The organism is Arthrobacter sp. B2I5 (assembly GCF_030816735.1).
GTDB lineage: Bacteria > Actinomycetota > Actinomycetes > Actinomycetales > Micrococcaceae > Arthrobacter.
Genome location: NZ_JAUSYF010000001.1, coordinates 4,622,038 through 4,634,173, shown reverse-complemented (window position 1 = coordinate 4,634,173; position 12,136 = coordinate 4,622,038). Strand labels below are relative to the sequence as shown.

General features: G+C 66.6%; 15 protein-coding genes. 4 read left to right on the top strand and 11 right to left on the bottom strand.

Annotation, left to right across the window (positions count from 1 at the left end; genetic code table 11):
* Positions 1-396: 396 nt before the first annotated feature.
* The 3 genes from rpsN to rpmB are packed head-to-tail and all read right to left on the bottom strand — an operon-like array spanning position 397 to position 1,108.
* Entirely contained in the window at positions 397-702 is a 306-nt protein-coding gene (gene rpsN, locus QFZ60_RS21590) for a 30S ribosomal protein S14 (protein WP_009358853.1), read from the bottom strand.
* A 2-nt stretch (positions 703-704) separates the two neighbouring features.
* Positions 705-872, bottom strand: a complete 168-nt coding sequence (gene rpmG / locus QFZ60_RS21585; protein WP_013602737.1) for a 50S ribosomal protein L33 — start codon at positions 870-872, stop codon at positions 705-707.
* Entirely contained in the window at positions 872-1,108 is a 237-nt protein-coding gene (gene rpmB / locus QFZ60_RS21580; RefSeq protein ID WP_018763944.1) for a 50S ribosomal protein L28, read from the bottom strand. The genes rpmG and rpmB overlap by 1 nt, the downstream gene beginning before the upstream one ends.
* 317 nt (positions 1,109-1,425) lie before the next feature.
* On the opposite strand from rpmB, the gene QFZ60_RS21575 reads away from it, so the two are divergent.
* The 3 genes from QFZ60_RS21575 to QFZ60_RS21565 are packed head-to-tail and all read left to right on the top strand — an operon-like array spanning position 1,426 to position 4,257.
* Entirely contained in the window at positions 1,426-2,898 is a 1,473-nt protein-coding gene (locus QFZ60_RS21575; RefSeq protein WP_307093148.1) for a ferric reductase-like transmembrane domain-containing protein, read from the top strand.
* Positions 2,895-3,452 (top strand): FMN-binding protein, encoded by a 558-nt coding sequence (locus tag QFZ60_RS21570; RefSeq protein WP_307093146.1) that lies wholly within the window; start codon positions 2,895-2,897, stop codon positions 3,450-3,452. The genes QFZ60_RS21575 and QFZ60_RS21570 overlap by 4 nt, the downstream gene beginning before the upstream one ends.
* Positions 3,436-4,257 (top strand): FAD:protein FMN transferase, encoded by an 822-nt coding sequence (locus tag QFZ60_RS21565; protein ID WP_307093144.1) that lies wholly within the window; start codon positions 3,436-3,438, stop codon positions 4,255-4,257. The genes QFZ60_RS21570 and QFZ60_RS21565 overlap by 17 nt, the downstream gene beginning before the upstream one ends.
* A 19-nt stretch (positions 4,258-4,276) precedes the next feature.
* On the opposite strand, the gene QFZ60_RS21560 is transcribed toward QFZ60_RS21565, so the two are convergent.
* A complete protein-coding gene (locus QFZ60_RS21560; protein WP_307093142.1) occupies positions 4,277-5,038 on the bottom strand; it encodes an SGNH/GDSL hydrolase family protein in 762 nt (253 codons plus the stop codon).
* Between the two features lie 44 nt (positions 5,039-5,082).
* Positions 5,083-5,580, bottom strand: a complete 498-nt coding sequence (locus tag QFZ60_RS21555) for a MarR family winged helix-turn-helix transcriptional regulator (RefSeq protein ID WP_307093140.1) — start codon at positions 5,578-5,580, stop codon at positions 5,083-5,085.
* A 61-nt stretch (positions 5,581-5,641) separates the two neighbouring features.
* Here QFZ60_RS21555 and QFZ60_RS21550 point away from each other — a divergent pair, with 61 nt between their 5' ends.
* Entirely contained in the window at positions 5,642-5,947 is a 306-nt protein-coding gene (locus QFZ60_RS21550; RefSeq protein ID WP_142118329.1) for a YciI family protein, read from the top strand.
* Here the strand turns inward: QFZ60_RS21550 and QFZ60_RS21545 are convergent.
* From QFZ60_RS21545 to QFZ60_RS21520, 6 genes are all read right to left on the bottom strand, one after another.
* Positions 5,944-6,789: an SGNH/GDSL hydrolase family protein gene (locus QFZ60_RS21545; protein WP_307093138.1), complete on the bottom strand. Its 846-nt coding sequence runs from the start codon at positions 6,787-6,789 to the stop codon at positions 5,944-5,946. The two genes, QFZ60_RS21550 and QFZ60_RS21545, sit on opposite strands and share 4 nt — an antisense overlap.
* A 174-nt stretch (positions 6,790-6,963) precedes the next feature.
* Entirely contained in the window at positions 6,964-7,986 is a 1,023-nt protein-coding gene (locus QFZ60_RS21540; protein ID WP_373427704.1) for a siderophore-interacting protein, read from the bottom strand.
* 29 nt (positions 7,987-8,015) lie between these two features.
* A complete protein-coding gene (locus tag QFZ60_RS21535) occupies positions 8,016-8,831 on the bottom strand; it encodes an ABC transporter ATP-binding protein (protein WP_307093135.1) in 816 nt (271 codons plus the stop codon).
* A 1-nt stretch (position 8,832) separates the two neighbouring features.
* The gene (locus QFZ60_RS21530; RefSeq protein WP_307093132.1) at positions 8,833-9,963 is read right to left on the bottom strand and encodes an iron chelate uptake ABC transporter family permease subunit; all 1,131 of its coding nucleotides are present in this window, start codon (positions 9,961-9,963) and stop codon (positions 8,833-8,835) included.
* Complete coding sequence (locus QFZ60_RS21525) at positions 9,927-11,009, bottom strand: iron ABC transporter permease (protein WP_307093130.1); 1,083 nt, start codon at positions 11,007-11,009, stop codon at positions 9,927-9,929. Before QFZ60_RS21525 ends, QFZ60_RS21530 begins: the two co-directional genes overlap by 37 nt.
* 10 nt (positions 11,010-11,019) lie before the next feature.
* Complete coding sequence (locus tag QFZ60_RS21520) at positions 11,020-12,108, bottom strand: iron-siderophore ABC transporter substrate-binding protein (protein ID WP_307093128.1); 1,089 nt, start codon at positions 12,106-12,108, stop codon at positions 11,020-11,022.
* Between the last annotated feature and the right edge of the window lie 28 nt (positions 12,109-12,136).

Here is a 12,136-nt window from a genome sequence, read left to right as displayed (position 1 = left end):
CGATCCCCAACCCCGAAGCAAATCCATCATTCAGGATTCTTTTCGGCGGAAGATCGTTCCCCACCCGTTTCCAGCGCCCTAAAGAGCAACCAGATTTTGGCTTTGATTTTGGGGGTTTTGGCCCCGCGGAGATCAGTTCTTCACTGTCTCCCCCGCGGCGACTTAGAAAACAATACACGCACTCTTGGCCCACCGCAAACCGGCCGTCCACCGGGTTCCAGACCGCGGAATCACGGGGCGGATGGGGACATGAACGCACCCAGGCCGCCTCCCGCCGTCGTCATTCCCTTATGTGTGCTGCCGCACAGCCTGCGGTACCTGCGTACAGACAGCAAAAGGGCCGGCAACCCTACGGTTGCCGGCCCTTCTCAAGCAGCTGGATTCAGCGGTGCTGGATTACCAGGAAGACTTGGTGATGCCCGGGAGTTCGCCCTTGTGGGCCATGTCGCGGAAGCGGACACGGGAGATACCGAACTTCTGGAAGGTACCGCGGGGGCGGCCGTCGATGATGTCGCGGTTACGCAGACGGATCGGGGACGCGTTGCGGGGCAGCTTCTGCAGGCCCAGGCGGGCTGCTTCGCGTGCTTCGTCGGTTGCGTTTTCGTCAACCAGGGTCTTCTTCAGCTCGAGGCGCTTTGCAGCGTAACGCTCAACGATGACCTTGCGCTGCTCGTTGCGAGCAATCTTGGACTTCTTAGCCATGTTTAGCGCTCCTCTCGGAATTCGACGTGCTGGCGGATCTTGGGGTCGTACTTCTTCAGGACCATGCGGTCCGGGTCGTTACGACGGTTCTTGCGGGTTACGTAGGTGTAGCCCGTGCCCGCGGTCGACTTGAGCTTGATGATCGGACGTACGTCCTTGTCCTTAGCCACTAGAGCTTCACCCCACGAGCAAGAATGTCGGCGACGACTGCGTCGATGCCGCGCACGTCGATGGTCTTGATGCCACGGGCAGAAACCTGCAGCGTGACGTTACGGCGCAGGGACGGAACCCAGTAGCGCTTCTTCTGAATGTTCGGATCGAACCGACGCTTGTTGCGGCGGTGCGAGTGCGAAATGCTGTGCCCAAAGCCCGGCTCGGCCCCGGTCACTTGGCAGTGTGCTGCCATGACTTCTCCTCAAGAATTGAAAGTAATGATCCGCATATCTGCTGCTGGACCATGCTGCCAAGTGCGACCCAAAGTAAGTGAGGGCAACGGTTAGTCACGCAACTTGAGCCCCTAACTACCGGCCGCCCTGGAGAAAATTACCGGGCAACCGGAGCAATTGCGCACGCTCCGCGCACTTAGCGCCTACCAAGTCTACGAGTTGGCGCAATTAAAGACCAATCGGGCGGCAAAGGGTGTATAAGGGTCGCGAAAACGTCACAGCCAGGGCTGGCCCTTTTTCACAGCAGGATCATAGTTTCCGCGCGCATCGTGGAGGCATGAAGACGCAGCTCCTGCCGGCATCACCGGCCGCAAGCAGCTCCGGCCGCCCGGAGCTTTCACTGCCAGCACCGAAGAATCCCTCCCGCGGCTGGTTCGCCCGCCAGTACCGGCAGCGCATGCTGCGGACGGATCTCCTGACGGTCATTGCCTGGACTTCCGTTGCCGCTGCGATTGCCCTTTGGCTTGCCGACGGCGGGGCCACCAGCATCACCTCACCCGCCGCTGCATTCACTGCAGCGGGCATTGTGGCCGGATTGGTGGGCATGGACCTGGTCCTGCTCATGCTTCTCCTGGCCGCGAGGATCCCTTTCATTGACCGCACCATCGGCCACGACCGGGCCCTGGAGTTCCACGGGAAGCTGGGAAAGCCCTCCCTGTACCTGCTCCTGGCTCACGGCCTCCTGCTCGTTATTGGGTATGGCATGGCCGAGGGGCTGGATCCGGTCACCGAGTCCATCAATCTATGGGTCCAGGTGCCCGACATGTGGCTGGCATTCGTCTCCACGGCGCTGTTCATCGCCGTCGTGGTGACGTCTGTGGTGGCGGTCCGGCGTCGGTTCCCCTACGAGTTCTGGTACGTGGTGCACCTCCTTACCTATACCGCGGTGGCAACGTCATTGCCCCACCAGTTCAGCGTGGGCGGCCTCTTTGCGGCCGGCACCTGGCAGCGCTGGTACTGGCTGGCCATCTGCATCTACACGGGCACGGCCCTGGTGTACTTCCGGGTGTTGGAGCCGGCGCTGGCCACGGCACGGCACCGGCTGACCGTGGCCCGCGTGGATGCCGTGGCGCCGGGCGTGGTGAACATCGTCATGAGCGGCCGGAAGCTGGACCAGCTGGCAGGCACGGGCGGACGCTTCTTCATCTGGCGCTTCCTGGCCCCGGGTATGTGGTGGCATCCGCACCCGTTCAGTCTGTCCGCCGAGCCTGTCCTGCGCGGCCCTGATGGACAGGGGACGCTGCGGGTCACCGTGCGGAACCTCGGCAACGGCTCGGCCCAGCTCCTCCGGCTGCGGAAGGGAACCAAGGTGGCCCTGGAGGGCCCTTACGGGTTACTCAGCACGGCTGCAAGGACCCGGAACAAGGTGGTGATGATCGGTGCGGGCATCGGCATCACGCCCCTGCGCGCACTGCTGGAGACCACGCCGTTCGCACCCGGCCAGGCGACCATCCTGCTTCGCGGCCACACAGACCAGGAGCTGTACCTGGGCCGCGAGATCCTTGACCTCTGCCAGGCCCGGGGAGTCCGGCTCTTCCACCTCACTGGGCCACGGGCCCACGGCCGCTCCTCCTGGCTTCCGGAGGACGCCGTGCGGACCGGCTACAGCCTCGCCTCCTATGTGCCTGACATCGCGGAAGCGGACGTCTATGTCTGCGGTCCGGCGGCCTGGGCGGCCAATGTCATAGCGGATGCCGGGAAGGCCGGCGTCCGTGAAGAACAGATCCATCACGAAAGGTTTGACTGGTGAAAATACGCGGAACAATCGCAGCGGGGCTGGCCTCCGCCGGGATTCTCGTGGCTGGATGGCAGGCGGGCACGCAGGTGGGCGGCATCAGTACCGTCGCTTCAAGTGCGACGGCGACAGGGACCACGGGTTCAACGGGCACCGGGTCGACGGGGACGGGTTCGTCCGGGTCGGGTGGATCGACCGGCACGGGTGCGTCCGGATCAGATGCGTCCGGCACGACTGGCTCAACCGGTTCGACCGGTTCGTCCGGCTCGTCCAGCTCAACCGGCTCATCAGCCTCCGGCACCTATAAGGGCACGGCCGTGCAGACCCGCTTCGGTCCCGTGCAGGTCCAGATCACGGTGGCCAACGGAAAAATCACGGACGTCACCGCACTCCAACTGACCAACACCGACGGCAAGTCCATCCAGATCAGCAACCGCGCGGCACCCCTGCTCCGCAGCAAAGTCCTCGCGGCGCAGTCGGCCGATGTCCAGACCGTCAGCGGCGCCACCATCACCAGTGACGCCTACCTGACCTCAGTCCAGGCGGCCATCGATGCAGCCAACCTCTAACCCCGTGGGCGCAGCAACCGGTGGTCCCATCCTGAAGGCCCGCACCTTTGAATGCATGGGTACGGTCATCGGCTTGACGCTGCCCATCGGCTCCCCCACGGAAGGGCAACCAGGGCTTGACGAGCTCACCGCCGCCACCACCGTCGTCGAACGCCTTTTCCGGGACCTGGACGAAAAATTCAGCCTGTACCGCCCGGATTCGGAAGCGGCCAGGCTGGCCCGCGGCGAATTGACGCTGCGCCGCGCCTCGGAGCAGATGCGCCAGCGGTATGCGGAGGCGCATGAATGGCGGCTGCGCACGGACGCCGCCTTCACCCCTGAACGGCCCGACGGGGTGCTGGACCTTTCCGGAATTATTAAAGGTCATACAATCCGCGAGGCAGGTACCTCGCTCCTGGCCCTGGGCTGGCAGGATTGGTGCCTCAATGCCGGCGGCGACTGCCTGGTCAGCGGCTCGCCCCGTCCCGGCAGCAACGAGCCTTGGAAAGCAGGCATCGTGGACCCGGCAGACCGCCGGACCCTGGTCACGGGCTACGCACTGGGTGGCAGCAGCCGGCACACAGCGATTGCCACCTCCGGCTCCGCCGAGCGCGGCGAGCACATTTGGCGGGTGGGACGCGGAAATGAGTTTGTCCAGGTCACCGTGGCCGCGGCCGATATTGTCACGGCCGATGTCCTGGCCACGGCAATCGTTGCCGGCGGAAGCACCATGCTGAACCGTGCCACAGACCGCTGGGATGTTGCCGTGCTGGCAATCCGCGCGGACGGCTCCATGCTGGCGACACCCGCGTTCCACCCCGCCTGAGCCACGGCCGGGGCGCGCCCTACAGCCGGGTGAACGTGGGGTACTTCGGCCGCAGGTTGTCCCCGGACGACTTGCCGGTCACCCGCCGGACCACCCACGGAGCCGCATACTCGCGGAACCACTGGGCGTTGGCACGCAGGGCATCGGCACCGCTCAACTCCGGGACCGGGGACATCGGCGGGATGTCGATGGAGTGGTCGTATTTGAGGACCTCGAGGACCCGCTTGGCCATGTTGGCGTGCCCGGCAGCGGACATGTGCATCCGGTCGTGCGCCCACATGCCCCAGTCGTAGTACTCGCTGAAGCGCCAGTAATCCACCAGCAGCGCGCCGTGGTCGCCCGCGATGCCCCGGACCAGCTCATTGTAGATGGCGGTGCGGCCCCGCATGGTGCCAAAGACCTTCGAACCCCGGGCATCGAATCCGGTGAACATGACCACGGTGGCACCGGTGGCCGCCAGCTTCCCGACCGCGTCGTTGTACTCCACCAGGAGGTCATCGATGTCCACGCGCGGACGAAGGATGTCGTTGGCACCGGCATAGATGGTCACCAGCGTGGGATTAAGTTCGACGGCGGCGTCCACCTGCTCGGCCAGGATCTGGCGGAGCTTCCGCCCACGGATGGCCAGGTTGGCGTAGCCGAAGTCAGGATCGGCGGTGCAGAGCTGCTCTGCCACCCGGTCCGCCCAGCCCCGGACACCATTGGGGCGTGTTGGGTCGTCGTCTCCGACGCCTTCGGTGAATGAGTCGCCAAGGGCCACGAACCGGGAAGAAAAATCCATGCGGCTAGTTTGCCATCCGTTGCCGGGAGCAACCAATCAGTCGGTTATATGGCCGAGTCAGCCTGCGTCTCACGCAGGATCCAGTGGTCCTTGTCCAGGCGTCCCACCACTTTTTCGCCGATCCGGGCCAGGTCCAACACATCCTGCTCCGTCAGGGCGTCGAGGAACAGGTCGCGCACGTCCTCCACGTGGCCCGGGGCCAGCCCGACGATGGTGGCCATGCCCTCCTCGGTGAGGTGTGCTGTGGTCACCCTTGCATCGTGGGGGTGGGGACGCCGTTCCACCCAGCCGCGCTTCTGCAGCTTGGTGACCACGTGCGACAGGCGGGACAGTGAAGCGCTGCTGCGCGCAGCGAGTTCGCTCATGGGCAGGAACCGGTCCTCGGCCTCGGACAACATGGCCAGGACCGTGTAGTCGAAGAGGGACAGCTTCCCCGCTGCATGCAGCCTGGTGTCGAGCGCCGCGGGCAGCAGCGTATTGATGCTCACCAGCGCCAACCAGGCGCGGCGTTCGTCAGCGTTGAGCCAGCGGGGTTCGGTCATGGGCTCCATTCTACGATTGATCTTTCAAGTAGCTTGGTGCAGCACCGGTAGGCTTGGCCTCATGTATGTTGTCTCCCTCACCTACCGCGTGCCGCAGGAGATCGTGGACTTCCACAACGACGCCCACATCGCCTGGTTGCAGAAGGCGTTCGACGACGGCGTCTTCATTGCGGCCGGCCGCAAGATCCCCCGCACCGGAGGACTGCTGCTTTCGCAATCGGAACGGGAAACCCTGGACGCGAGCCTGGCGCAGGACCCGTTCTACGTCAACGGCGTGGCCGACTTTGAGGTGTTGGAATTCCACGCCGGCCGGGTGGCCCCGGGGTTCGAAAACCTGTTGGACACCCCGCCCGCACAAACCAGCTAGGGTGGGCTGCCGCCGTCGGGCAATTCCGCGGCGACCTTCTTCAGCCCGCCTTTCCGCGGGACCTTCACCGGCCCGGGCCAGCGCGGGCTGAGCGTATCCCCCAGCGTTACGCCGCGGAGCTTGCGGCCAAAGAGCGGCAGCACCCAGTCGTGGACCCAGCGCCGCTGGCGGCGCTCCCACTCGCGCAGGCCCAGCCGGGGCGGCGGCTCCCAGTCCCTGGGCTTGATCTTGTGCGGCACACCCAGCTGGTCCAGCACCTGCCCGGCCAGGTATTTGTGCCCCGCCTTGGACATGTGGAGCCGGTCCGAGTCCCACATGCGCCGGTCGTGGAAGGCGTCCAGGCACCAGTAGTCCACCAGCACCGCGCCGTACTGGTCCGCGATGTCCCGCACCCGCTGGTTGTAATAGGTGTTGCGTTTCTTCAACGGCTCCAGGAGCGCGGAGACCTTGACGTCGAACCCGGTGAAGAGGACCACCGTGGCACCGGTGCCGGCGAGCCGGGCAACAAACTGTTCGTAGTCCGCCATGAGTGCTGCCATGTCCGTCTTCAGGTCCAGGATGTCGTTTCCGCCGGCGTAGAGGGTGACCAGGGTTGGCCGCATCTGCAGTGCCGGTTCCAGTTGCTCGTCGATAATGTGCCGCAGCCGTTTGCTTCGGACGGCCAGGTTGGCGTACTTCCACCCCGGCTGTGCTTTGGCGAGTTTCTCGGCCACCCGGTCGGCCCACCCCCGCACGCCATTGGGCAGCCGCTCATCCCGGTCCCCCACCCCTTCGGTGAAGGAGTCGCCAAGGGCAACAAAGACCCGCCGCCCGGAGTCAGGAAGCAAGGAATCACGCGCCACCGCCCCAACCTAACGGCACAAAGAAAAGCAAGGACGACGCCGGGATGAACAGTAAGTGCGCGGGCGTCGAGGTGAGGCGGCCAAAAGTGAGCGGGCGTCGAAGGAAGACCTGCAGGATCTGATGGGGCGTTGCAGGATGGGCGGTCCCGCCGACTCAGAGCGGTGGAGGGCGGGTTACCCTTCGGCTTTGCCCTTCCGCCAGTAACCCATGAAGGCCACCTGTTTCCGGTCCATCCCCACATCGCGGACCAGGTAGCGCCGCAGGTCCTTGATGACGCCTGCTTCCCCGGCGATCCAGGCGTAGAAGGGCATGGCGCCGGCGGGCATCCCGGGGTTCTTGGTGGCGCTGATGTCCGCTGTCTCCAGGCGGGTGGGCGTCTCCCAAAGGATGTCCGTGTCCACGTTGACGTCCTCGGGCTCGGGCCCTGCGCCGCCGTCGTCCGTTCTGATGCCCACCCAGCCCGGCTCGGGGACGGCTTTGCGCACGGCCTCCTGCAGGAGGCGGCCGTGGGGCCGGGAGCGGCCGATTGCGGCGCCGCGGGCCAGCCAGGTGATTTCAATGTCGGCCGGGGATTGGAGCTCCAGGAAGTCGCCGGCCTGCGGAACCTCAAGGAAGGCGTGCCCGCTCATGTACGGCGGGAGCGTTTCGAGGATGGCGGAGATGGCCGGGACGGCGGTCTCGTCGCCGGCAAGCAGGATGCGCTGGGCCAGGCCGGGACGCCATTCGATGCCGGAGTAGGTCTCCGCGGTGACGCAATGGGCGGCGCGGTTGTTGGGGCCGACGATGGTGATGGCGTCACCCGGCTTCGCATTGAGGGCCCAGTTGGCTGCCGGTCCCCCGTGCCCTTTGTCGTCGAAGTGCATCACGAAGTCCACGTCGATCTCCGGGTACACGGTGTCCAGCCGGGCGTTGCGGACGGTGTAGGTGCGCATGGAGCCGCGCACGGCAGGGTCCATGGCCAGCCACTCGCGGTACCAGCCGGCCTCGGCCATATTGAAGACCGGAAGGGGCAGCGGTGTGCCGTCCGCCGCGAGGGAGGGAATCATGAGCTTGATCCGCAGGTCCAGCGTGTCGCCGTGCACGCCGAAGTCCCGCAGCGCGTATCCGCCGAACGTGATCCGCCTGAAATTGGGGCTGAGTTCCTGCACCGATGTCACGGTGACGTCGAACGCCAGGGTCATGGGCTCAGTGTTCATCGTTTTTGTGGAAACGTTGTTGCGGGTCTTCATGGGACGAGCTCCAGTTCGTTGGCTGGGGTGTGGTGGCGGCCAATGGGAATGATCAGCGGGGTGGCCGAGACGGGGTCCGGGATGACGCGGCTCTCCAGGCCGAAGACGTCGCGGACCAGCTCTTCCGTCACCACTTCGCGCGGGCACCCCACTGCCGCCACGGCACCGTCCTTCATGGCGATGACGTTGTCGGCGTAGCGCGCGGCGAGGTTCAGATCGTGCAGGACGATGGCCACGGTGGTGCCGTGCCTGCGGTTCAGGTCCGTCAGCAGGTCCAGGACCTCCACCTGGTGGGCCATGTCGAGGTAGGTGGTGGGTTCGTCCAGCAGCAGGACGTCGGTTTCCTGGGCCAGGGCCATCGCAATCCAGGCCCGCTGCCGCTGGCCGCCGGACAGTTCATCCACGTCGCGCCCGGCCAGGTCCAGCGTTCCGGTGGCTTCCAGCGCACGCTGCACGGCGGCGTCGTCCTTTTCACTCCAGCTCCGGAAGAAGCCCTGGTGCGGATAGCGCCCGCGTCCCACCAGGTCGCGGACGGTGATGCCGTCCGGTGCGGTGGGGTGCTGGGGAAGCAGGCCGAGGGTCCGGGCCAGTTCGCGGGCGGGCCGGGTATGGATGTCCCTGCCGTCGAGGGTCACGGCGCCGCCGGAGGGCTTCAGGAGCCGGGACAGTCCGCGGAGCAGGGTGGACTTTCCGCAGGCGTTTGCCCCCACGATCATGGTCACCTTGCCCGCGGGAATCTGGACACTGAGCCCGTCCACCACACAGCGCTGGCCGTAGGTGAGCGTCAGGTCCTGGGCTTCGAGAACTGCCACGTCAGGCATCCTTTCGACTGGCCGTGGCCAGGAGCCACAGCAGGAACGGGGCGCCGAGCGCGCCGGTAACCACACCCACCGGCAGGACTGTGCCGTCCAGGAACAGCGGGGCGAGGTTGGCGGCGGCATAGTCCGCCGCCAACACAATCAGGGCACCCACCAGGGCCGACGCCGGCAGGCTGGCTTTGCCGGCGAAGCGGCGGGCGATGGGACCGGCGAGGAAGGCGACGAATGAGACCGGCCCGGCAGCCGCCGTCGCCACGGCCGCGAGCGCCACCGCAATGAGCACCAATGCCAGGCGGGCCGCATTGACGCGGACCCCCAATCCGGCCGCGGCATCGTGGCCCAGTTCCAGGATGCGCAGCGGACCGGCGATGACCGCGGCGGCAGGAACCAGCACCACGAGCGCCAGGAACAGGACTCCGGCGCGGTCCCAGTTGGCGGAGTTCAGGGATCCGTTGAGCCAGACCAGGACGTCGGCGGCGGTGCGGATGTCGGCGCGGGTCATCAGGAAACTGACCACGGCGTGCAGGGCGGCCGCGATCCCGATACCGGCCAGGACCAAACGGTTTCCCGCGGCATTCCCCCGCCCGGTCCCGCGGGAAGCCCCGCCGCTGGAGATCCCATAGATGAGGGCGGCCACGGCCAGCGCGCCCACCAGCGCCGCCGCGGAAACCACAGCACCGGAGGCGCCGAAAATGACAATCGCGGTCACGGCGGCTGCGCTGGCGCCGGAACTGATGCCGATGACGTCGGGGCTGGCGAGCGGGTTCCGCAGCATGGTCTGGAACAGTGCGCCGGCCAGCCCGAAGGCGATTCCGATCATGGTGCCGGTGACGGCCCGCGGAAGCTTGTTCTCCATCACGATGAAGCTTGCGCCCGGAATCTTCGCACCGCCGCCCAGATGGTTGACCACGATGGTGAAGAAGTCCGGGATGGTCACCGTGTAGCTGCCCAGCAGCACGGACGCGAAGAACAGGAGCACCACGGCGGCGGCCAGGAGGGCGGTCCGGTTCACCGCGCGAGATGGCAGATAACCCCAGTGTTTGGGCGGAGGATTGCCGTCAAGTGCCACTTCGCGGGGTTTGAGGAGTGTCACAGCCCGGCCCCCTTTCCGCGGCGGATCAGCCATACGAACACCGGCGCACCCACCAGGGCGGTCATGATGCCGGCCGGGACTTCGCCCGGAAGCAGGACCACCCGCCCAAGGATGTCGGCACCCAGGAGCAGGACAGGGGCCAGCACCAGGGAAAAGGGCAGGATCCATCGGTAGTCGGGGCCGGTCAGGAAGCGCACGGCATGCGGTACCACCAGGCCCACGAAGCCGATGGGCCCCGCCAGCGCGGTGGCCGTACCGCACAGCAGGACGATGCCAAGGGCCACCACGGCGCGGGACAGCCCTACCCGCTGGCCAAGCCCGCGGGCGACGTCGTCCCCCAGGGCCAGGCCGTTGAGGGTCCGGCCGGCCAGCAGCACGAGGAAGGCACCGGCGGCCAGGAACGGCAGTCCGGGCAGGAGCACGGTCCAGTCACGGCCCGCGATGCCGCCCACCTGCCAGAAGCGGAACCTGTCCAGGGTGTCCTGGCTGGAGACCAGGATGACATTCATGAGCGAGGACAGTCCGGCGCTGAGCGCGGCTCCCGCCAGCGCGAGTTTCACCGGAGTGGCACCATCCCTGCCCAGCGAGGCGATGAGGTACACCACGACGGCGGCAGCGGCGGCCCCGAGAAAGGCGAACCAGACGTAGCCGGAGAAGCTGGTCACGCCGAAGACGTAGATTCCGGTGACCACGGCCAGGGCAGCTCCGGCATTGACGCCAATGATGCCGGGATCGGCCAGCGGATTGCGGGCGACTCCCTGCATCGCGGCACCCGCCAGGCCCAGGGCGCCCCCGGCCAGCAGGCCCAGGACCGTGCGCGGGATGCGGGCCTGGACCACGGCGTGGTCACCGTTCGTGGGATCGAACGTGGCGAGGGCCTGCCATACGGTGCCAAGGGGAACATCCCGCGCCCCCACGGCCAGCGATGCCCCGGCCACCAGCACCAGCACGACGACGGCGGCCGCCAGCCAGGCGGTGCGCTTCGTTCCCGAAGCATCACCGCGGCGGGGGGCAGCGGCTGCCTTGGCCGGCACCTCGGTGCCGGTGTCCGCGACCGGACGTGCCGTCGTCGTACTCATGAAGGGGTGCCTACTTCACTGCATCGGCGGCGCTGGCCAGCTGCGGCAGGAACGTGTCCAGGGACCACGGCAGGCTCAGCGGCGACGAGGCCGAGATGGACAGGGTCAGGGTGTTGTCCGAATCGGCCACCAGCGCGCCGTTCTTGATGGCCGGGATCTGCCCGAGCAGCGGATCGGCCTTGATGGCGTCCGCGGTGGAGGCATCGGGAACCCAGGTGACGAAGATGTCCGACTGCAGCTCGTTCGCCTTCTCCGCGGACCAGGGCAGGTAGAACTCCTTGGAGCCCTTGGAGTTGTCCGCGACCACCGGGGCGAGGGCCATGCCGATTTCGGTCAGGAAGCGCGGACGGTTGTCGTTGGCGGTGTAGACGTTGACGCCGTCACCCTTGGCCGGCTCCAGGTTGCCGTAGATGAAGCTCTTGCCCTGGATCTGCGGGTACTGGGAAACCTTGTCCTTGAGGGTTGCCTCGGTATCGGAGACGAGCTTGGCGGCGTCCGTTTCCTTGCCCAGGGCCTTGCCGATGATGGCGGTGGAGTCCTGCCAGGAGGTTCCGTAGGCCACCTCCGGGTGGGCCACCACGGGGGCGATCTCGCTGAGCTTCTTGTAGTCCTCCTCGCTGAGGCCTGAGTAGGCGGCGAGGATGACGTCCGGGCTGAGCTTGGCGATTTCGGTGAAGTTGATGCCGTCCGCCTCCGAGTACTGGACGGGGGCCTTGGCCGAACCAAATCCGGCCCCCAGCTTTTCGAGCGCCGCGTCCTTCCAGGGGGTGGAGCCCTTGTCATTGCCGCCCCACTCGTTCTTGGGAACCCCCACGGGCACCACGCCGAGGGCGATGGCGACGTCGTCGTTCACCCATGAAATCGTCGCCACCCGCGTGGGCTGCTTCTCGATGGTGGTCTTGCCGTACACGTGCTCGATGGTGACCGGGAACTGGGCGCTGCTGCTGGGGCTGCCCGCGTCGGCGACGGACGACGCCGGGCCCGTGCTGCAGGCGGAGAGGGTCAGGGCTGCCGCTGCCAGCACCGACGCCGCCTTGCCGGCAGAAGAGAAAAGTGTCCGGCGGGTGGAGACAGGGCCGGGAAAGAGGGGGGACGTCACGGGGCTCCTTGGATCAGACTGATGAAAA

What these genes read in the sequence shown, in the direction of transcription:
- QFZ60_RS21575 (WP_307093148.1), top strand. Translation starts at nt 1,426, where the DNA reads ATGAAGACGCAGCTCCTGCCGGCATCACCGGCCGCAAGCAGCTCCGGC.
- rpsN (WP_009358853.1), bottom strand. Translation starts at nt 702, where the DNA reads ATGGCTAAGAAGTCCAAGATTGCTCGCAACGAGCAGCGCAAGGTCATC.
- QFZ60_RS21555 (WP_307093140.1), bottom strand. Translation starts at nt 5,580, where the DNA reads ATGACCGAACCCCGCTGGCTCAACGCTGACGAACGCCGCGCCTGGTTG.
- QFZ60_RS21550 (WP_142118329.1), top strand. Translation starts at nt 5,642, where the DNA reads ATGTATGTTGTCTCCCTCACCTACCGCGTGCCGCAGGAGATCGTGGAC.
- QFZ60_RS21540 (WP_373427704.1), bottom strand. Translation starts at nt 7,986, where the DNA reads ATGAACACTGAGCCCATGACCCTGGCGTTCGACGTCACCGTGACATCG.
- rpmB (WP_018763944.1), bottom strand. Translation starts at nt 1,108, where the DNA reads ATGGCAGCACACTGCCAAGTGACCGGGGCCGAGCCGGGCTTTGGGCAC.
- QFZ60_RS21530 (WP_307093132.1), bottom strand. Translation starts at nt 9,963, where the DNA reads ATGGCTGATCCGCCGCGGAAAGGGGGCCGGGCTGTGACACTCCTCAAA.
- QFZ60_RS21565 (WP_307093144.1), top strand. Translation starts at nt 3,436, where the DNA reads ATGCAGCCAACCTCTAACCCCGTGGGCGCAGCAACCGGTGGTCCCATC.
- QFZ60_RS21560 (WP_307093142.1), bottom strand. Translation starts at nt 5,038, where the DNA reads ATGGATTTTTCTTCCCGGTTCGTGGCCCTTGGCGACTCATTCACCGAA.
- QFZ60_RS21525 (WP_307093130.1), bottom strand. Translation starts at nt 11,009, where the DNA reads ATGAGTACGACGACGGCACGTCCGGTCGCGGACACCGGCACCGAGGTG.